This is a genomic window from Pseudomonas sp. AMR01 (assembly GCF_041946035.1).
Lineage (GTDB): Bacteria > Pseudomonadota > Gammaproteobacteria > Pseudomonadales > Pseudomonadaceae > Aquipseudomonas > Aquipseudomonas antarctica_B.
In genome coordinates, this window is record NZ_JAUTYR010000038.1 from 1 (window position 1) to 18958 (window position 18958).

The following is an 18958-nucleotide window of genomic DNA, read 5'->3' on the forward strand; positions in this document are numbered from 1 at the left end:
CGGTGTATCAGACTACTTCGTAGTGGCTGGTTCTGGGGCTGCTACGCAGCCCAACGCGGGACAAGCCCGCTCGCCACGAAAGCTCTACCTACTGGTGTTTAAGCGTCTAGCTCGAGTTGTGTAGATACCTATCTCATCGCAGGCAAGCCAGCTCCCACATTTGGAATGCATTCCCTTGTGGGAGCCGGCTTGCCTGCGATAGCTATTTCACCTGATACACCTCAGGTTTCTCACCCACCACCAGCGCCGTCACACTGCGCCCGGCATACCCTTCTTTTTCCCCGGCTGAAAAATTCGCCACCAACCGCGTGCCATCGGTGAACGTGGTCTCCTGCACCTGTTTGTCCGCCGTCAGCCAACGAAAATCGGTCATCGTCTGAGCCGCCAAACGCTGATGCAGCGGCCTGAAAAACCGATCCTGACGCTGAATCATCGGCAGCCGCTGCTCAAGGGTCGCCTCCGTAAGGTGATACAGCGGCGGCACGTTGTAGAGCAGTTGGGTCAGCTCGTTCTCAGCCCGCACATTGCTCAGCTTCAGGCTGTCGAATAACCAATGATGGGTGGTAATCACCGAGCCGTGAAACACCGCCTGGTACAGCGGCAGGCGCATCGTCGGGTCGAAGTACAGTGTGCGAAACGGCTCTTTCAACGGCACGGGCTTGAAGAACACCGTCGGCTGTTCCGGCGGGTACCAGTCGCCGACGTAATAGGGCGACTGCTTGTCCTGGGTCATCTGCCGGTCACCCCAGCCGATCACCGGCGTCTGCATGCCGTGGGCAAACAGGACGCCTTGGGCGGTGCTGGCATTGCCATCTTCGGAGCCCGCCGGCAGCTTGAGTACCGTGTTGATCCAGCGGGAAGCGTCGATATTGCCTTCAGCGTTCTGCGCCTGCGTCATGGGCGCACTTTCACGGTAGCTGTCGAAAACCATACCTGCGGCGTAGGCATCAAGGAACCAGGCGTTGAAACCGGCTTTAGCCTGCACAGCCCTCACCCGCGCTTCCAGCAAAGGTCGTATACAGCGCGGGTCGATGTAGTGGCCCGATTGCTGAAAGCCGGTTTGCAGCTTGCCGTCCTTGAGCACAATCGCGCAGTCGCGGTAGGCCCTGGCGCCCAGGTGCGCGGTGGTCCAGTCCGGGTTTTCAGTGGCGGACAAGGCGGTTTCATAGGAGTCGTAGGGCGCCATCAGGTAACCCGCCTCGACACCGGCGCGGATCGCTTCGGGGTGCCACAGGCCACCTTCCCAGCCTTCGCCCAGGGTCAGCAACAGACGCGGCAGTCCGGCGTCGCGCAGGGATTGAATCGTCTGGTTACCCCAGGTCTCAGGGGTGTCGGTCAAGGCCCCGGCAAACTCCCTGGCCAGCTCGCTGCGCAGCTCACCATAGCGGGCGGCGAGTCGGGCCATGTCCGGCTCTTCGACTTGCCAGGCCTGCCGCGCTTGCTGATTGATCGCCGCATTGAGGCCGCGCAACAACACGCCTTGCTCATAAAGGTTCAAGCCCCTGGCCTGCGCCAAAACCTGAGTCGCCTCTTTGTCCAACAGCCCCTTGAGTGGATGATCGCGCAAGCGCTTTACCAGCAGCGGCCAGTCACGCACGTCGGTCGGTGCCAGCAGGCTGTTGCCCCATAGATAGATATGGCTGGCGCCAAGCAGTTTTTCGGCCTCCGGCGTTTGCCGCAGCTTGTCGGCCAGCGGTTCATAGCGGCCTTGCTCCACCAGCCATTGGCGATAACGCTTGGCGCCGGCCAATGGGTCGGCGTCGCCCAGGTGCAGGCGCAAGGTCATCGGCGCCGTGGGGTCAAGACGGGTAAATTCGTGAGCCACCGACAGGGCCAGGCCCTGGCCGTCGGCCTGCCATTGCACGTGGTTGTTGTAGGGGTTGGTCAGCAACCAGTTCAGTGTGAAGCTGCCGTGGTCCATGCCCCACAGCGGCAGGCTGAGGTCTTGCGTGGTGTTGAGTTCGCCCTGCTCCAGTAAAAACGCCTTCCAGATCGGGTTGTCGGCAGGCACGTAATGCCCCTCGGCCAACGGCCAGATCAAGCCTTTGCCCATGGCCTCGGCGGGTTGGCGCAGCAGCGGCAACTGGCCCGGCTCGCGCGCGCTGATGGTCAGGGAAAGGTCGCGGCGCTCAAGGCGGGCGGTCAGGTGGTAGGCGCCGTTGTCCCATTGCCAGGCGGCCTGTTCAGCGCCGGTTTGCAGCTCGCTGACGGCGTGCGTGGCAACACCGCTGGAGGCTTGCACCGGGGTTTTACCGGCAGGCGTGACGCGCAGGGCGAGCGTGGCGGGGTCGAGTTCGACGCGCCACAAGGCGTTTTCCAGCAAGGCTGCCCAGGTGATCGGTGAGAGCAATAAGCCGCAGACCAGGAGAACATGGCGCAGGGAAATCATGGGGTCGACCTGTGTGCAAAGGGTGGTCGAGGGTAAAACACTTGATGGGCTGAGGGGAGCACACAGGGCAATTAGGGAAGTTTCATACATCACCTTAGCCTTGTGGAGATCCAAATGTGGGAGCGGGCTTGCTCGCGAATGCGGTGGGTCAGTAAAAGATAGGTCGACTGATACACCGCATTCGCGAGCAAGCCCGCTCCCACATTTTTTAACCGCGTTTTTCCGGATGTTCCTGCTTGGGCTCGCGAATCTTGTACCAGGCCACGTACAGCGCTGGCAGGAACAGCAGCGTCAGCAAGGTCGCAATGATAATCCCGCCAATCATCGCGTAGGCCATCGGCCCCCAGAACACTTCGCGGGCAATCGGGATCATGCCCAAACTGGCCGCCGCCGCCGTCAGCAGAATGGGCCGGCGCCGATGCTCAGTGGCTTCAACCACCGCATCCCACGGCGTGTAGCCGTCGCGTTCGTAGGCGTCGATCTGTGTCACCAGGATCACCGAGTTGCGGATGATGATGCCGATCAGCGCCAGGATGCCGAGGATCGCCACAAAGCCCATGGGCGTGCCCGTGGGAATCAGCGCCAGCACCACGCCAATCAAGCCCAGCGGCGCCACACTCGCCACCAGGAACATCTTCTGCACGCTGTGCAGCTGGATCATCAGGAAGGTCGCCATCAGGAACAGCATCAACGGCACCACCCTGGCGATCGGGCCTTGGGCCTTGCCGCTTTCTTCGACGGTGCCGCCGGTGGCCACCTTGTAACCCACCGGCAGCTCGGCGTTGAATTTGTCGATGGTCGGCGCCAGCTGTTTCACCAAATCCGTAGGCTGCATCTCATCGCGCACCGAGGCCTTGACGGTGATCGTCGGCTTGCGGTCGCGACGCCACACCAGCGGCTGTTCCAGTTCATAGCGCACGGTGGCGAAAGCCAGCAGCGGAATCGAGGTGCCGTTGGGCGTGACGATCTGCAGGTTTTGCAGGGTTTCCGGCGTACCACGCTCGGCGTCTTCGGCGCGACCGACCACGTTGATCAGGTAGATATCGTCGTGCACCTGGGTCACCGACGCACCGCTGACCACGCTGTTCATCAACTGCGCCACGTCTTCCGACGACAGCCCCAACTGCCGCGCCTTGTCCTGGGCGATGTCCACGCGCAGCACTTTGCCCGGCTCGTTCCAGTCGTAGATGATCTCGCCCAAGTGGGTGTTTTGATCGAGCAAGGTGGCCAGTTCGATGGCGTGTTTACGCACTTGGTCGGTGTCTTTGCCGGACACTCGGTACTGAATCGGACGGCCCACCGGCGGGCCCATTTCCAGCGGCTGCACATAGCTGCCGATGCCCACAAAGTCATCGCGCAGGCGCTTTTGCAAGCGCGCGATCAACGCGCCCCGCTCTTCCAGGCCCTTACTCACAATAACCAACTGTGCGTAGTAGGGGTTTTCCAATTGCTGGTCGAGGGGCAGGTAGAAACGAATCGCGCCCTGGCCGATGTAGGTGCTCCAGCGCGCGATGTCCGGGTCATCCTTGATAATCGCCTCGAGGCGGTCGACGGCTTTGCGGGTCTCGTTGATCGAGGCGTTTTGCGGCAGGTTCAGGTCCACCAGAATTTCCGGGCGGTCCGACGACGGGAAGAACTGGTTCTGCACAAACTGCATCGAGAACACCGACGCCACAAACAGCCCGACGGTGATGCCGATCGCCCACCAGCGGTTACGCATGGCCCACAGCATGCCGCCGTTGAACGCACGCCCTACGCGCCCCGGCTCGTCGTTGTGCGGCTTCACGTTGGCACTGAGGATATGCACGCCAATCACCGGCGCAAACAGCACGGCCACCACCCACGACACCAGCATCGCCACGGCAATCACCGCGAACAGGGTGAAGGTGTACTCGCCCGCCGAGCTGGCATTGAGGCCAATCGGCACAAACCCGGCCACGGTCACCAGCGTGCCGGTGAGCATCGGGAAGGCCGTGGAGGTGTAGGCGTAGGTGGCCGCCTGCTCCTTGGTTTCGCCTTTTTCCAGGCGCGTGATCATCATCTCGACGGTGATCATCGCGTCGTCCACCAACAACCCGAGGGCGATGATCAACGCGCCCAGCGAAACCCGCTGCATGGTAATGCCGCTGTATTCCATGAACACAAACACCAGCGCCAGCACCAACGGAATCGAGCACGCCACCACCAGCCCGGCGCGCATGCCGAGGCTGATAAAACTCACCACCAGCACGATAATCACCGCCTCAAACAGCGCGCTGGTAAAGCCGCCGACGGCCTCTTCCACCACTTCCGCCTGATCGGACACCTTGTGCACGCCAACGCCCACCGGCAGGTCGGCGGTCAGCTCATCCATGCGTGTGTGCAGGGCCTTGCCGAATGACTGGATATTGCCGCCCTTCTGCATGGCAATCGCCAAACCAATCGCCGGTTTGCCGTCGAAGCGGAACATGGGCCGCGCCGGGTCGACGTAGCCACGGCTGATGTCGGCAATATCGGCCAGGCGATAGAAGCGGTCATTGAGCCGCAGGTTGACGTCTGCAAGGTCCTTCTCGGAGGCGAACTGCCCCGAGGTGCGCACTGAAATCCGCTCCGGCCCGGCCTCGATCACCCCGGCGGGCGTCACGGCGTTTTGCGATTGCAGGCTTTGCACAACCTGACGTTGATCAATCCCCAACGCTGCCAGTTTGCGTGTGGAGAAATTCAGGTAAATCACTTCATCCTGCTGGCCGATCATCTCGACCTTGCCCAGGCCCGGCACCGAACGGATCTCGGCGCGCACCTGTTCTACGTAGTCGCGCAGCTGGCGCATCGACAGGCCGTCGCCGGTAAACGCGTACACCGAACCGAACACGTCACCGAACTCATCGTTGAACGACGGCCCCTGCAGCCCTTGGGGGAAGTTGCCGCGAATATCGTCGATCTTCTTGCGGACCTGGTACCAGATCCCCGGAATGTCTTTGGCGCTGGTGGTGTCCTTGAGGAACACAAACACCGTGGACTCACCCGGCCGTGTGTAGCTTTTTACATAGTCGAGGGCATCAAGTTCCTCGAGTTTTTTCTCGATGCGGTCGGTGACCTGCTTGAGGGTTTCTTCCTGGGTCGCGCCCGGCCAGCGGGTCTGGATCACCATCGTTTTGATGGTGAACGAAGGATCTTCCTCGCGGCCCAGGTTCATGTACGAGAACACGCCCATCAGCAGCGCGACGAACATCAGGTACCAGACGAAGGACTGATGCTTGAGGGCCCAGTCGGATAAGTTGAAGCTCCCTTTCATCGCGGGCTGTCCTCGTCGATTTTGACTTTTTGTCCGGGTTTCAGGCTGTTCACGCCAGCGGTCACGATGCGCTCGCCGGGTTTGACGCCGCCATTGAGCAGCGCGCTGTCGGCGTCACGGCTGATCACGCTGACGTCACGCGGTTGCACGGTCTGGTTTTGAGTGTCGAGGAGCCAGATGCGGGTTTTGCCGTCGACCTCCTGCAAGGCGCTGACCGGCAATTCGATGCGCGGCGCGATGGCGGTGCTCAAGGTCACGCTGATCGCCGTGCCGAGGCGAAATGCAGCAGGCGTCTCGGTCAGGGTCAGGCGGGCACGACGGGTGCGCGTGGCACTTTGGGCCTGAGGCTCGATCTCGCGCACGATGGCGGTGGTGTTAACACTGGGGTCGAGTTGCTCGGCCACCACAAACACCACGTCCGTTGGCAGACGCTCGGCGAGGCCGGCAGGCAGGTCGATCACCGCTTCCTTGATGTCCGGGCGCGCCAGGGTCACGACTTGCTGGCCGGCGCTGACCACCTGGCCGGCCTCGGCATTCCAGGCGGTGACGATACCGGCGTGGTCGGTGCGCAATTCGGCGTAGTTGAGTTGGTCTTTCGCCTGGTTGACCGACGCCTTGGCTTGGTCAAGGGTGGCCTGGGTGGTTTTGAGGTCGGTTTGGGCAATGTCCAATTGAGCCTGGGCGCCGACGCCACGGTTGAACAGCTCTTGCTGACGGCGGGCGTTGGCTTGGGCATTAATGAACTGCGCCTGCACGCGGGCCAGGTCACCCTGGGCCGAGCGCAGCTGGTTTTGTTGGTCGGTGGGGTCGAGGACCGCGAGCAACGCGCCCTTCTCCACTTCCGCACCCACGTCCACCGCGCGGCGGGCAATGCGGCCGGGCACGCGGAAACCCAGGTTGCTTTCATAGCGGGCCTGAATCGTACCGGCGAAACGGCCAAGGTTTTCCTGGTCTTCGGCTTTCACTTCCATCGACAGCACCGGGCGCACAGGCTCCGGTGGCGGTTCTTCCTTGGAGCACGCCGCGAGCAACAGGCTGGCGGCGAGTAATACCGTCAGGCGCTTCATGGCTGAACTCCCTGGTCGGCGATCTCGACGATCATCCCCGGATGGAGCAATTGCCCTCCGGCCACCACGACTTTTTCACCGCCCTTGAGGCCGTCGCCAATGATCACTTTGCCGGTGAGGTAACGCGCCACGGTGACCTTGTGCAACTGCGCCTTGCCGTCGCCGTCGATCAGCCACACGGCGGGTTCGTTGAGGTCTTTGGTCAACGCCGCCCACGGCAGCTCGATACTGGCCTTGGCCGGGCCATTGGCGGTGGCGCTCACCACCGAACCCAGCTCCATGCCTTTAGGCAGGCTTTGCAGGGCGATTTTGACTTGGACGGTGCCGGTATTGGCGGCCACGGCGGGCGTAACTTCGCGCACCTTGCCCACGGCCTTGATGCTCGGGTTATCCAACAGGCTCACGGTGATCGGCGCATCCGGTGGCGGCTCGACCAGCAACGATTCATACACGTTGAACACCGCATCGCGCTCGCCATCGCGGGCCAGGCTGAAAATCGGCACCGTGGCCTGCACCACCTGGCCGACTTCGGCCTGACGCGCGGTAATAATCCCCGGCGCATCAGCAATCAGCGAGGTGTAGCCAAGTTGCTCACGGGCGTTGGCCAGTTGCGCCTGGGCGGCGGCCAGCGCACTTTGGCTACTGCGCAGCCCAGCCTGGGCGGAATCGTATTCGCTGCGGCTGGTGTAGCCCTTGGGCAGGAGCTTTTCCTGACGCACGAAGGCAGCGGCCGTCTGTTTGACCCGCGCCTGTTCGGCCACAACCTGGGCCTGGGCGGAATCGACGTTGGTTTGCAGATCCTTGGGGTCGAGCTTGGCCAGCACTTGCCTGGCGGTGACGCGGTCGCCCACGTCGACCATACGCTGGATGATCTTGCCGCCGACGCGGAAGGATAAATCGGTTTGAACACGGGCCTGGATATCGCCTGTCAGCGTGACCGCTGCGGCAAAGTCAGTCGACTGCACGGTCTGCACAAATACCCGTGAATGTTCCTTGGGTTCGGCCTTTTTCTCGCCACAGCCGCTTAACAGCGTCAACAGGCCAAGTCCGACGAAAAGTGTGATAGTTCGACCGCCCATGCAGGCTCCTTTGCGTGATGCGATGTGCCAGTGTGTATGCGACTCTGAGCTTAGTTCAGGGTTCCTTATCTGCAGGGAGGATCCCATACTCCGAGGGTTCCCACACCGACTGAATACACATGCTGAAAACTCTCGCGGTCGCCAATTACCGCTCCATCAACAAATTGGTGGTGCCGCTTGACCGGTTGAACCTGATCACCGGCCCCAATGGCAGCGGCAAATCCAACTTGTACCGCGCCCTGCGTTTGCTCGCAGAAACCGCCCAGGGCGGGGTGATCAACGCGCTGGCCCGCGAAGGTGGGCTGGACTCGACGTTCTGGGCCGGGCCGGAAACCATCACTCGGCGCATGCGCTCGGGCGAGGTGCCGATTGAGTCCACCGTGCGCCAGGGCGTAAAGCGTTTGCGCCTGGGCTTTGCCGGGGAAGATTTCAGCTATGCCATTTCGCTGGGGCTGCCCGAACCCAGCCTGTCGTTTTTCTCCCTGGACCCGGAAGTAAAAAAGGAATGCATCTGGGCCGGGCCTATCTATCGCCCGGCCAGCTTGCTGGTGCAGCGCTCCGGGCCGATGGTGCGCGCCCGCGAAGGCCGCGCCTGGGACGTACTCGCCCAGCACACGCCGAACTACCACAGCCTGTTCGATCAGGTCGGCAGTCTGCGCGGCTCGCCGGAGGTGCTGTTGCTGCGTGAGAGCATTCGTGGCTGGCGCTTTTATGATCACTTTCGCAGCGATGTGGACGCGCCGGTACGCCAACCGCAGTTGGGCACGCGCACGCCGGTGCTGCACCACGATGGGCGAGACCTGGCGGCGGCGTTGCAGACCATTCGCGAAATCGGCGACCCGGAAGCGTTGCAGCGCGCGGTGAGTGACGCGTTTCCCGGTGCACGCCTGAACATCCAGCCATTGCAGGGTGGGCGCTTCGCCATTGAGTTTTATCAGGAAGGGTTGCTGCGGCCGTTGTCGGCGGCGGAGCTGTCGGACGGGACGTTGCGTTATTTGTTGCTGATCGCCGCGCTCCTGACGCCGAGACCGCCGACCATGATGGTGCTGAACGAGCCGGAAACCAGCTTGCACCCGGACCTGTTGCCGGCGTTGGCGCGGTTGATTATCCAAGCGTCCATGCAGTGCCAAGTGTGGGTGGTGTCGCATGCGAGCCGGTTGATTGCGGCGCTGGAGCAGGATGAGGGGTGTAATTCGATTGTGCTGGAGAAAGTGTTGGGGGAGACCCGAATCGTCGGGCAAGGGATTCTGGATGCGCCGGCGTGGCATTGGCCGGAATAGTCGGCGTCTGGAATGGCCTCTTCGCGAGCAAGCCCGCTCCCACAGTTGATCGAGTTCCAACATGAGAATGCGGTCGAATGTGGGAGCGGGCTTGCTCGCGAATGCGCCAGAACAGTCAGCGCATAGTTAGCCCTGCCACTTGCCGCCTTCAACAATCACACTCTCGGGCTTGGTGTCATCGCTCAGCTCTTTACGCACGTACTGGTCATACAGCTTGAGCAGGAATTTCTCTTCACCCAACTTCGCCAACTCGGCATTCACCCAGTCGCGCAGTTCTATGTTGCCCTTCTTCACCGCTGGCGCAATCGGCGCTTCGTCACCAAGCTTCTCTTCCAGCACGCGGTAGCCAGGGTTCTGCTTGGCCCAGCTGAACAGCACCAGATTATCCTGCGCGTAGGCATCACCACGGCCCGCCGACAACGCTTGCAGCGACTCGGAGTTTTTCTCGAACTTGAGCAGTTTCCAATCCGGGTGGTTTTTGGTCAGCCAGATATCGGCAGTGGTGCCGGTAGTCACGATGGTGGTGCGGGTAGCCAGGTCATCCAGGGTTTTCACCGAGCTGCCCTGCGGCACCAGAGCCTGCACCGCGACTTTCAGGTTGGGGTTGGTGAAATCCACCGCTTCCTTGCGCTCGGGCGTCACGGTCATGTTGGCCAGGATCAGGTCAACCTTGTCGCTTTGCAGGAACGGAATGCGGCTGGCCGGTTCAACCGCGACAAACTCAACTTTGTTTTCATCGCCCAGCAAGTCCTTGGCAAATTGGCGGCCGATGTCGGTATCAAAGCCCACGTAGCGACCGGCTTCGTCCACAAAGCCGAACGGCGGTTTGTCGGTGAACACGCCGACGATCAGCTTGTCGCGTGCCTTGATTTTGTCGATGGCGCTCACGGCAGCGGCAGCAGGTTTTGCAGGCTCTTCGGCCTTTTTATCGCAACCGGCGAGCAGTGCGACGGCGAGCAGTGGCAGCAGTAATTTTTTCATGGCAGCTCCAATTCCTTGGTCTTTTTGGGCAGTGTTGAAACAAAGGAGAACTTCTCCAGGAACTGCTGCGCGCGTGCGGTTTGCGGGTTCGTAAAGAATGCCTCGGGGGTGTTTTGTTCGAGGATGCGGCCGGCCTCCATAAACACCACGCGGTCGGCGACGGCGCGGGCGAAGGCCATTTCGTGGGTGACGATCAGCAAGGTCATGCCGTCGCGGGCCAGGCCCTGAATCACCTCCAGCACCTCCTTGACCATTTCCGGGTCGAGGGCGGCAGTGACTTCGTCAAACAGCATCACGTGCGGGTTCATGCACAGCGAGCGGACGATGGCGATGCGTTGCTGTTGGCCGCCGGACAGCTGGCGCGGGAAGGCGTCGCGCTTGTCGGCCAGGCCCACGCGCTCCAATAGTTTTTCGGCCTGGGCGCGGGCTTCGCGCGGCTCGCGTTTTTGCACTTTCAGCGGGCCGAGCAGAATGTTGTCGAGCACGCTCATGTGCGGGAACAGGTGGTAACTCTGGAACACCATGCCGACGTCCTGACGCACCTGGCGCCAGTCGGTGGTTTTATCCAGCAGCTCCTTGCCGGCAAAACGCAGGCTGCCGCTGTGGGCGACTTCCAGCCCGTTGAGGCAACGCAGCAAGGTGCTTTTGCCGCAGCCGCTGGGGCCGAGGATCACCACCACTTCGCCGCGTTGCACACTCAGGTCGATGCCCTTGAGCACCTGCGTCTCGCCGAAGAATTTGTTGAAACCCTGAAACTCGATCAATGCGCTCATGCTTGGGCCCAGCGCCGTTCCAGCACCTTGGAGGCGGCCGACAACGGGTAGCAGATAAAGAAGAAAAACAGGAACAGCGCGCCGTAGATCAATACCGACTCGTAAGTGCGCTCGATGATTTGCTGGCCGACCTTGATCACGTCTACCACGCCGATCAGCACCGCGAGCGAGCTGGTCTTGATGATGCGCGTGTAGACGTTGATGGTTGGCGGCGTCATGCGTTTCAGCGCCTGGGGCAGCAGCACGTAGCCGTAGAGTTGCGGCGCCGACAGACCAATCGACAACCCCGCCTCGCGCTGGCCGCGCGGCAGTGAATGCAACGCGCCGCGCACCACCTCGCCCACTTCACTGGCACCCCAAAGCGACAACACCAGCACCGCGCACCAGAAGCTCGGAACGCTCAGGCCAAAGAAAATCGGCAGGCCGAAAAACAGCAGGTACAGCCACACCAGCACCGGGATGGCCCGGAACAGCTCCAGGTACACCCGCAGCACCAGATTAATTGCGCGGTTATTCAGGGTACGCAACACGCCATACAACACGCCGCCGACGGTACTGAAGGCGATGCTCAAAAACGAAATCGACAGAGTTTGCGCGGCGCCCTTGCCCAGTTGCGGCAACGACACCCACAACAATTCAAGACCCGAACTGGCCATGCTGGAGCCTCCTTTCCAGGCGGCTGAGCAGCAGCGACAGCGGCAAAAACAGCAGCACGCAAATCAGCGTCAGCACGGCGAGCATCTCGTAAGTCTTGTAGTAGAGCGCGATGTAGCTCTTGGTGGTGTAAAGAATCTCCGGCACCGCCACGGCAGAGACCACGGTGGTCTCCTTGAGCAGGAAGATGAAATTGGCGAACAGCGCCGGCAGGCTGAGGATGCCGGCCTGGGGCAGAATCACGTGGCGCAGCAGTTGCCAGTTGGACAGGCCGATGGACTTGCCCGACTCGATTTGCGCCAGCGGCACCGCTTCCACACCGGCGCGCAGCACTTCGGTGAAGTAAGCGCCGCCAAGGAAGGTCATGGTGATGATCGCCGCCCAGAACCCGGAGATATTGAAGCCCAGGGCCGGCAAGGCGAAGTAGACGAAAAACAGCTGGATCAGCAGCGGCGTGTTCCTCGCCAGCTCCACATACACCGCCACCAGGCGCGACAGGTAGGGCGTTCGAAACACCAGCAGCGCGGCGTTGATCAGCGCCACCAACAGCGAGGTAGCAATGGCGATCAAGCCCACTTGCAGCGTCACCCCCACGGCCTTCAAAAACGCCGGCAGGGTGCTGAGGATAAACGCGAAATCGAAGGTCATTTGCAGTCCATGGCGCCGCAAGGGTAATGCGGCGAGCGCAGTTCAATCCGACGTGGGTAACGCCGGGTAGCGCGAACTTTAAAGGTATAAAAATTAAAATTTAAATACCCAAAAAGCATATTGATATCACCCAAAAAGATAACCCCCCGGATTCGCGGGTTTGACAGGTGGCGGCTATGGTTGGGGGTTTATGATTCGAGGGAACGAATGATGAACGAAGTGAAACGGATAGATCCGCAAGAGCTGGTGAAGTGGTTGGTGGCGTTGAGCCGGGCTATCAATAGCCGCGATATCTGAACCGATGCAGTTCAAAATGTGGGAGCGGCGGTGCGACGATTCGACTTGCTCGCGAAAGCGGTCTGTCAGTAACAAATACTCTGACTGATACACCGCTTTCGCGAGCAAGCCCGCTCCCACATTTTTGATTGCATTCCAAATTGTGGGCATAAAAAACGCCGACGCTGTGGTAGCCGTCGGCGTTCAAACCTTGAAGGGGGTTTTGGGTTACATCAGAACGCCGGCACGACTGCGCCGTTGTACTTCTTCTCGATGAAGGCTTTAACTTCGGGGCTGGTCAGCGCCTTGGCCAGTTTCTGGATAGCGTCGCTGTCCTTGTTGTCTGGGCGGGCGACCAGGAAGTTCACGTACGGCGACTTCGAGTCTTCGATGATCAGCGCGTCTTTGGCCGGGTTGAGGCCAGCTTCCAGCGCGTAGTTGGTGTTGATCACATCCAGGTCAACCTGGTCCAGCACCCGTGGCAGCAGCGCGGATTCCAGCTCTTTGAATTTCAGGTTTTTCGGGTTGCTGGCGATGTCTTTTAGCGTAGACAACGGGTTGGTCGGGTCTTTCAGCGTGATCAGGCCGTTCTTTTGCAGCAGCAACAAGGCACGGCCGCTGTTGGAGCCTTCGTTAGGGATCGCCACGGTGGCGCCGTCTTTAAGCTCGGAAATATTTTTGATCTTTTTCGAGTAACCACCGATGGGTTCAACGTGCACACCGATCACGGTGACCAGGTTGGTGCCCTTGCCCTTGTTGAAGTTTTCCAGGTACGGCAGGGTCTGGAAGTAGTTGGCATCCAGGCGCTTCTCGGCAACCTGCGTGTTCGGCTGCACGTAGTCGGTGAACACTTTGATTTCCAGGTCCACGCCTTCTTTGGCCAGGGTCGGTTTAACCAGCTCAAGGATCTCGGCGTGCGGGATCGGCGTGGCGGCCACCACCAGTTTCTCGTTGGCCTGGGCGAAGCTTGCAGTCAGGGCAGCCGCCAGTGCGGTAAACAACAGAACCTTTTTCATGCAGTGTCCTTATCGAAATTCCGGGGCGTCTCTGACGACCGATTCTTTATGGTGTGCCAGCGAAGTGCTATCGCGGCGTGGAAGGGAAGATACCTAGATTTTTTATTCTCGAACAATATCTTTTATTCACGTTGATATTCCATTTTGTTCATGCAGGAATTTGCGCAAGGTTTCCTGCTCAGCCGGGCTGGCACTCTCGAAGATCCGGCGCACCTGCTCAAGCGGCGAGCCCTGCGCCGGCAAATTCAGATGCTCGGGCAAAATCTCATCGCCACTGCTCACCAGCAAAGCAAAGTGAATGACGTTTTCCAACTCGCGGGTATTGCCCGGCCAGCTGTAGTCTTCCAGCACGCGCTGGGCGGCGTCGCTGATCAACGGCACCGACAGGTCCAGGCGCTGGCTGTAGATGCCCAAGAAGTATTCGGCCAGGGACAGAATGTCGCCGACACGCTCGCGCAGTGCCGGCAAGTCTAACCGGCCCTCGCTCAAGTAATGGAATAAGCGCTCATGAAACTTGCCCGCCGCCACGGCCTGGGCCAGGTCGATACTGGTGGCCGCCACCAAGCGTACGTCCACCGGGCTTGGCTGATGGGCGCCGACGCGCGTGACTTCATGGGTTTCCAGCGCGGCCAACAACTTCACCTGGATCGGCAACGGCAAGTCGCCAATCTCGTCCAGGTACAAGGTGCCGCCATTGGCTGACCCAAACCATCCGGCCCGGCTGCTCGCCGCGCCACTGTGGGCACCGGAGGCGTAGCCGAACAATTCTGCGTCGGCGTAGGTTGGGCTGATGGCGCCGCAATTGACCGACACAAACAAGCCGGTGCGGTCGCTGCCACGGTGAATGTGGCGCGCCAGCAGCTCCTTACCACTGCCGGTCTCGCCGCGAATCAACACGGGCAAGGCGCGCGGCGCAAGGCTTTCCAGCTCTTCGCGCAATTGGCGCGAGCGTGGGTCGACGAACACCAGCGCCTTGGCGCGAATGCTCAGCGGGCTTTTGTCGGCGTCGGGAAAGGTCAGCAGCGGCTGGCCGTAGGTTTCATGCAGGCTCATGGCAGGCTCCCGCCCCCAATCCACTCAAGGGACGGGGCGTTGAAAAAATATCAGGCACTACGCCGGGCGTGGTGCTCAAGGCGGTGTTGCAGGCGATAGAGGTAGGGAAAACCCTGCTCCCAGCGCTGGTGGCCAGACTTCACATTGATATGGCCGGCACCCGACAAAATGCCCGCTTCGGCACCCCAGTTGCGCGCCAGCTCCAGCGCCCGAGGGGCACTGACGGCGCTGTCGTTGTCGGAGCTGACCACCTGGCTTGGAAACGGCAGCAGGTCGGTCGGAATAGGCGCGAAATTACGCAAGGCAGGTGAGCACGCAGGGCGTTCGACATCGGCCGGGGCCACCAGCAACGCACCGCGCACCTGACGCAAAAAGTGCAGCGGCGCCGTCGCGGCCCAATGGGCGACGGTGATGCAACCCAGGCTATGGGCGATCAGAATGACCGGCGTACTGTCTGCCGCAATGGCCTCGGCCAGCGCCGCCACCCAGTCTTCGCGACGCGGGGTCAACCAGTCGGCCTGCTCCACGCGCGCACTGTTGGGCAGGCTGTTCTGCCAGTGGCTTTGCCAATGATCTTCTGGCGATCCTTGCCAGCCCGGCACGATCAGGTAACGAATCGATTCGCTGTGCATGGGTGTGCCCTCCTGCAGCGTTTAACGTTGCTGACCAGTATAGGGAGGGGATATATATTCGTTAAGGAATAAGAAGCTATTTATTAATAACCAAAAACTCAAACCGGTGAAGATCAAAAGGTGGGAGCTGGCTTGCCTGCGATGGCGCCAGAGCAGTCAACGCCCACGATCACGCCGCAGCAATTTCTTCACCCGCGCCACCAATGCCTTGGCCTCAAACGGCTTGAGCAAATAGTCATCTTCATGCAGCTCCAGCCCGCGCAACCGGTCTTCAATCCCGCCCGGCGTGGTCAGGAACAGCATCGGCGTCTTGCCTTTCAGCCGGATTGCTTGCTGCAACTTCCAGGCATTCAGGCCGGGCAGCATCACATCCAGAATCACCAGGTCGTACTCGGTGCTCTCCACAAAACGCAGCGCCGCCATGCCATTGGCCGCGACTTCCACGGTGTAGCTGGCCTCGTTCAAGCCTCGGGCCATCCGCTGTGCCTCGTCGGATTCATGTTCCACTAACAGGACGCGCATAACACACCTCGATTAATCAGACGCGCAGGCTATCATCCTCAGGTGTGCGTCGCCTCACGCAGGCGCTGAACGTCGAGAATCTCGATCTCGCCGTAGCCCAGGCGCACGACACCTTGGGCTTGCAGGTCTTTGAGCAGGGCGTTGGTGGTCTGGCGCGACAGGCTCAGCATCGCCGCCAGGTCTTCCTGGGGCAGTTGCAGGACGCTTTTTGCGTGCTCGGTGTCGCCGTAACCTTCCACCATCATCAACAAACGATGGGCCAACCGAACCGAGGCGGGCATCAGGCTCAGCTGTTCGAGGTTGATAAAGCTCAAGCGCAGCTTGTGGCTCATCAACAAGGCCAGGTCGCGCCAGTATTGCGGGGTTTGATCGAGGATGTTCAGCAGCGCCTGCTGCGGCACCTGCAACAACGTGCACGGCCCCACGGCGCAGGCGTCGTGGGTGCGTGGCAGGCCATCGAACAGGCAGATTTCGCCGAACCAGTACGGCAACTCCACCAGGCTCAGCACCGCTTCCTTGCCGTGTTCATTCACCGCGCTGATGCGCAGCGTGCCGTCGAGCACCGCATACAGGCCGCACGGCGGGTCGCCGCGCTTGAACAGGTACTGCCCCGCCGTCAGCTGCCTCGGCCGGGCGTGGGCCAGCAAGCTATGCTGAAACGGACCTGGCAAATGGCTGAACCAATGACCGGTGGCGAGCCGCGATCGCCATTGCTCTGCGTCCATGAGAACTCCGAAGATTGTCGCCCAGTTGACAGTCAGGCGCAGGCTGACAGGGCATGATCACCCATCCTACAGGAGGAACAACAATGAAAAGCCTCGTCGACCACCTCAGTCAATACGCCGCCTACCACCGCGACCCGCGCAATATCGCCAGCCATTTCATCGGCATCCCGCTGATTGTGGTCGCGGTGGCGGTGCTGCTGTCACGCCCCGAATGGCCGGTGGGTGGGCTGTGGATTTCACCGGCGGTAGTCGTCGCACTGTTGTCCGCGTGGTTTTACCTGCGCCTGGAACTGGCGCTGGGCATGCTGATGACGCTGTTGATGGGGCTGTCGGTATGGGCGGGGCATGTGCTGGCAGCGCAGAGCACCCTGGTGTGGCTCAGCAGCGGCGTTGGCATGTTTGTGGTGGGCTGGGTGATTCAGTTTGTCGGGCACTATTACGAAGGCAAGAAGCCGGCGTTTGTGGACGACGTGTCGGGGCTGATCGTCGGGCCGTTGTTTGTGGTGGCGGAGTTGGCGTTTCTGGTGGGGTTGCGGGGTGACCTGAAACAGCAGATCGAGGAGCGGTCGGGGCCGGTGGCTATCAGAGAAAAACGCGCCGTTGTCTGAGGATTAACACAGATCCAATGTGGGAGCCGGGCTTGCCCGCGATGCAGGCACCTCGATTTAACAGTGATACCGAGGTGATGCTATCGCAGGCAAGCCAGCTCCCACATTGATCTCTATGGGGCTCAGGCTTTTTGCCAGACCTTGGGCTTGAAGAACAGGGTTTCGCCACGGGCCAGCCCGGTCAGGCTGTCGTGGTCTTTTACCACTTCAGCTTCGATCAACTCGCTTTGGCCTTCCACTTTCAGGGTAACGCGCGTAGTGGCGCCCAGCGGGCGAATATCGCGCACTTCTGCCGCGTGGTGGTCTTCCAGTTCATGGCGCGACAGCGACACTTCATGCGGACGGAACAGCAGGTGCTGGTCTTCACCCAAGTGCAGTCGGTTCGAATCCCCAAGGAAGTGGTAAACAAAATCGCTCGCCGGGTTTTCGTAGACGTCACCCGGTGAGCCGATCTGCTCGATCACGCCCTTGTTCATCACCACAATACGGTCGGCAACTTCCATGGCCTCTTCCTGGTCGTGGGTCACGAACACCGAGGTCAGGTTGATATCCTCGTGCAGGCGCGCCAGCCAGCGGCGCAGTTCCTTACGGACCTTGGCGTCGAGGGCGCCGAACGGTTCGTCCAGCAACAGCACTTTGGGCTCCACCGCCAATGCGCGAGCCAGGGCAATACGCTGGCGCTGGCCACCGGAAAGTTGTTCCGGGTAGCGATCAGACAACCAATCGAGCTGCACCATGTTCAGCAGTTCGTGAACCTTGCCCGCGATCTGGGATTCAGTCGGGCGCTGGTTTTTCGGCTTCATGCGCATGCCAAAAGCAACGTTATCGAACACCGTCATGTGGCGAAACAGCGCGTAGTGCTGGAACACAAAACCGACGTTGCGATCCCGTACGTCGTGCCCGGAGACGTCTTCACCGTGGAACACGATGCTGCCGTCATCCGGGGTTTCCAGGCCGGCAATAATGCGCAGCAAAGTGGTCTTGCCGCAGCCGGACGGGCCGAGCAACGCCACCAGCTCGCCACTCTGGATGTCCAGATTGATGCTGTTCAGGGCCTTGAAGGCGTTGAAATTCTTGCTGACATTACGGACTTCAATCGACATGACTTATTCCTCACCGGCACTTTTGCGCAGGCGGTTGATACGGTTCTCGCTCCACTGCTTGAGCAGCAGGATGAAGAGCGCCAGGATCAGCAACAGGCTCGCCACCGCAAACGCGGCAACGTGGCTGTATTCGTTGTAGAGAATCTCGACGTGCAGCGGCAGCGTGTTGGTGACGCCGCGAATGTGGCCGGACACCACCGACACCGCACCGAACTCACCCATGGCCCGCGCAGTACACAGCACCACGCCGTAGATCAGGCCCCATTTGATATTCGGCACGGTCACGTACCAGAACATCTGCCAGCCATTGGCGCCGAGCAGGCGCGCGGCCTCTTCTTCCTGGGTGCCCTGCTCCTGCATCAGCGGGATCAGTTCACGGGCGACGAAGGGCACTGTCACGAAGATGGTCGCCAGCACGATGCCGGGCAAGGCAAACACGATCTGGATGTCATGTTCCTGCAGCCATGGGCCAAAGAAGCCCTGGGCGCCGAACATCAGCACGTAGACCAAACCCGCGATCACCGGCGACACCGAGAACGGCAGGTCGATCAGCGTGACCAAAATGCTTTTGCCACGGAACGAGTACTTGCTCACGCACCAGGCGGCGCTGACGCCGAACACCACGTTGAGCGGCACCGAAATCGCCACGGCGATCACCGTGAGTTTCAGCGCGGACAGCGCGTCGGGTTCGAGGATCGCGGTGAAGAATGCGCCGAGGCCGTTCTTCAAACCCTGGGACACCACGATAAACAGCGGCAGCAGCAGGAACAGGAAAAACACCAGCCAGCCAAGGCCGATCAGGATGCGTCGCGACACTGCACTGCCACGACGGGCAGCGTTGGCCGAGGACGCGGCGGAAATAGACGATTGGGACATGT

17 protein-coding genes are annotated in these 18958 nt (G+C 60.9%); 2 read left to right on the forward strand and 15 right to left on the reverse strand.

Annotated elements, in window-relative coordinates:
- Positions 1-202: 202 nt before the first annotated feature.
- The 4 genes from Q7C20_RS22735 to Q7C20_RS22750 form a co-directional block, all read right to left on the reverse strand.
- On the reverse strand, positions 203-2389 hold the full coding sequence (locus tag Q7C20_RS22735) for a glycoside hydrolase (protein ID WP_375070402.1): 2187 nt from the start codon (positions 2387-2389) through the stop codon (positions 203-205).
- Positions 2390-2597: 208 nt separating this feature from the next.
- The gene (locus Q7C20_RS22740) at positions 2598-5663 is read right to left on the reverse strand and encodes an efflux RND transporter permease subunit (protein WP_375070404.1); all 3066 of its coding nucleotides are present in this window, start codon (positions 5661-5663) and stop codon (positions 2598-2600) included.
- Positions 5660-6730, reverse strand: a complete 1071-nt coding sequence (locus Q7C20_RS22745) for an efflux RND transporter periplasmic adaptor subunit (RefSeq protein WP_375070406.1) — start codon at positions 6728-6730, stop codon at positions 5660-5662. The genes Q7C20_RS22740 and Q7C20_RS22745 overlap by 4 nt, the downstream gene beginning before the upstream one ends.
- Positions 6727-7809, reverse strand: coding sequence for an efflux RND transporter periplasmic adaptor subunit (locus tag Q7C20_RS22750; protein ID WP_375070408.1), 1083 nt, complete (start codon positions 7807-7809; stop codon positions 6727-6729). The genes Q7C20_RS22745 and Q7C20_RS22750 overlap by 4 nt, the downstream gene beginning before the upstream one ends.
- Before the next feature lie 119 nt (positions 7810-7928).
- Between Q7C20_RS22750 and Q7C20_RS22755 the strand changes: the two genes are divergently transcribed.
- Complete coding sequence (locus Q7C20_RS22755) at positions 7929-9089, forward strand: AAA family ATPase (protein WP_375070410.1); 1161 nt, start codon at positions 7929-7931, stop codon at positions 9087-9089.
- 126 nt (positions 9090-9215) lie between these two features.
- Here Q7C20_RS22755 and Q7C20_RS22760 read toward each other — a convergent pair whose 3' ends face one another.
- The 9 genes from Q7C20_RS22760 to Q7C20_RS22800 form a co-directional block, all read right to left on the reverse strand.
- On the reverse strand, positions 9216-10070 hold the full coding sequence (locus tag Q7C20_RS22760) for a transporter substrate-binding domain-containing protein (RefSeq protein WP_375070412.1): 855 nt from the start codon (positions 10068-10070) through the stop codon (positions 9216-9218).
- Positions 10067-10843 (reverse strand): amino acid ABC transporter ATP-binding protein, encoded by a 777-nt coding sequence (locus Q7C20_RS22765; protein ID WP_375070413.1) that lies wholly within the window; start codon positions 10841-10843, stop codon positions 10067-10069. Before Q7C20_RS22765 ends, Q7C20_RS22760 begins: the two co-directional genes overlap by 4 nt.
- Positions 10840-11499 carry an amino acid ABC transporter permease gene (locus Q7C20_RS22770; protein WP_375070415.1) on the reverse strand — a complete coding sequence of 220 codons (660 nt, stop codon included), beginning with the start codon at positions 11497-11499 and terminating at the stop codon, positions 10840-10842. Before Q7C20_RS22770 ends, Q7C20_RS22765 begins: the two co-directional genes overlap by 4 nt.
- Positions 11480-12145: an amino acid ABC transporter permease gene (locus Q7C20_RS22775; protein ID WP_375070417.1), complete on the reverse strand. Its 666-nt coding sequence runs from the start codon at positions 12143-12145 to the stop codon at positions 11480-11482. Before Q7C20_RS22775 ends, Q7C20_RS22770 begins: the two co-directional genes overlap by 20 nt.
- A gap of 509 nt (positions 12146-12654) precedes the next feature.
- Positions 12655-13437, reverse strand: coding sequence for a MetQ/NlpA family ABC transporter substrate-binding protein (locus tag Q7C20_RS22780; RefSeq protein ID WP_348056277.1), 783 nt, complete (start codon positions 13435-13437; stop codon positions 12655-12657).
- Between the two features lie 126 nt (positions 13438-13563).
- Positions 13564-14490 (reverse strand): sigma 54-interacting transcriptional regulator, encoded by a 927-nt coding sequence (locus Q7C20_RS22785; RefSeq protein ID WP_375070419.1) that lies wholly within the window; start codon positions 14488-14490, stop codon positions 13564-13566.
- A 50-nt stretch (positions 14491-14540) separates the two neighbouring features.
- Positions 14541-15122: an alpha/beta hydrolase gene (locus tag Q7C20_RS22790; RefSeq protein WP_375070421.1), complete on the reverse strand. Its 582-nt coding sequence runs from the start codon at positions 15120-15122 to the stop codon at positions 14541-14543.
- A gap of 156 nt (positions 15123-15278) precedes the next feature.
- Positions 15279-15644 carry a response regulator gene (locus tag Q7C20_RS22795; protein WP_375070423.1) on the reverse strand — a complete coding sequence of 122 codons (366 nt, stop codon included), beginning with the start codon at positions 15642-15644 and terminating at the stop codon, positions 15279-15281.
- 38 nt (positions 15645-15682) lie between these two features.
- A complete protein-coding gene (locus tag Q7C20_RS22800) occupies positions 15683-16369 on the reverse strand; it encodes a Crp/Fnr family transcriptional regulator (protein WP_375070425.1) in 687 nt (228 codons plus the stop codon).
- A gap of 83 nt (positions 16370-16452) precedes the next feature.
- Between Q7C20_RS22800 and Q7C20_RS22805 the strand changes: the two genes are divergently transcribed.
- The gene (locus tag Q7C20_RS22805) at positions 16453-16977 is read left to right on the forward strand and encodes a DUF962 domain-containing protein (protein ID WP_375070427.1); all 525 of its coding nucleotides are present in this window, start codon (positions 16453-16455) and stop codon (positions 16975-16977) included.
- A 122-nt stretch (positions 16978-17099) separates the two neighbouring features.
- On the opposite strand, the gene Q7C20_RS22810 is transcribed toward Q7C20_RS22805, so the two are convergent.
- A complete protein-coding gene (locus Q7C20_RS22810; RefSeq protein ID WP_375070429.1) occupies positions 17100-18080 on the reverse strand; it encodes a sulfate/molybdate ABC transporter ATP-binding protein in 981 nt (326 codons plus the stop codon).
- 3 nt (positions 18081-18083) lie between these two features.
- Complete coding sequence (cysW, locus tag Q7C20_RS22815; RefSeq protein ID WP_375070431.1) at positions 18084-18956, reverse strand: sulfate ABC transporter permease subunit CysW; 873 nt, start codon at positions 18954-18956, stop codon at positions 18084-18086.
- Positions 18957-18958 lie beyond the last annotated feature (2 nt).

What these genes read in the sequence shown, in the direction of transcription:
- Q7C20_RS22745 (WP_375070406.1), bottom strand. Translation starts at nt 6,730, where the DNA reads ATGAAGCGCCTGACGGTATTACTCGCCGCCAGCCTGTTGCTCGCGGCG.
- Q7C20_RS22775 (WP_375070417.1), bottom strand. Translation starts at nt 12,145, where the DNA reads ATGACCTTCGATTTCGCGTTTATCCTCAGCACCCTGCCGGCGTTTTTG.
- Q7C20_RS22790 (WP_375070421.1), bottom strand. Translation starts at nt 15,122, where the DNA reads ATGCACAGCGAATCGATTCGTTACCTGATCGTGCCGGGCTGGCAAGGA.
- Q7C20_RS22795 (WP_375070423.1), bottom strand. Translation starts at nt 15,644, where the DNA reads ATGCGCGTCCTGTTAGTGGAACATGAATCCGACGAGGCACAGCGGATG.
- Q7C20_RS22740 (WP_375070404.1), bottom strand. Translation starts at nt 5,663, where the DNA reads ATGAAAGGGAGCTTCAACTTATCCGACTGGGCCCTCAAGCATCAGTCC.
- cysW (WP_375070431.1), bottom strand. Translation starts at nt 18,956, where the DNA reads ATGTCCCAATCGTCTATTTCCGCCGCGTCCTCGGCCAACGCTGCCCGT.
- Q7C20_RS22770 (WP_375070415.1), bottom strand. Translation starts at nt 11,499, where the DNA reads ATGGCCAGTTCGGGTCTTGAATTGTTGTGGGTGTCGTTGCCGCAACTG.
- Q7C20_RS22750 (WP_375070408.1), bottom strand. Translation starts at nt 7,809, where the DNA reads ATGGGCGGTCGAACTATCACACTTTTCGTCGGACTTGGCCTGTTGACG.
- Q7C20_RS22810 (WP_375070429.1), bottom strand. Translation starts at nt 18,080, where the DNA reads ATGTCGATTGAAGTCCGTAATGTCAGCAAGAATTTCAACGCCTTCAAG.
- Q7C20_RS22765 (WP_375070413.1), bottom strand. Translation starts at nt 10,843, where the DNA reads ATGAGCGCATTGATCGAGTTTCAGGGTTTCAACAAATTCTTCGGCGAG.
- Q7C20_RS22800 (WP_375070425.1), bottom strand. Translation starts at nt 16,369, where the DNA reads ATGGACGCAGAGCAATGGCGATCGCGGCTCGCCACCGGTCATTGGTTC.
- Q7C20_RS22760 (WP_375070412.1), bottom strand. Translation starts at nt 10,070, where the DNA reads ATGAAAAAATTACTGCTGCCACTGCTCGCCGTCGCACTGCTCGCCGGT.
- Q7C20_RS22755 (WP_375070410.1), top strand. Translation starts at nt 7,929, where the DNA reads ATGCTGAAAACTCTCGCGGTCGCCAATTACCGCTCCATCAACAAATTG.
- Q7C20_RS22785 (WP_375070419.1), bottom strand. Translation starts at nt 14,490, where the DNA reads ATGAGCCTGCATGAAACCTACGGCCAGCCGCTGCTGACCTTTCCCGAC.
- Q7C20_RS22735 (WP_375070402.1), bottom strand. Translation starts at nt 2,389, where the DNA reads ATGATTTCCCTGCGCCATGTTCTCCTGGTCTGCGGCTTATTGCTCTCA.
- Q7C20_RS22805 (WP_375070427.1), top strand. Translation starts at nt 16,453, where the DNA reads ATGAAAAGCCTCGTCGACCACCTCAGTCAATACGCCGCCTACCACCGC.
- Q7C20_RS22780 (WP_348056277.1), bottom strand. Translation starts at nt 13,437, where the DNA reads ATGAAAAAGGTTCTGTTGTTTACCGCACTGGCGGCTGCCCTGACTGCA.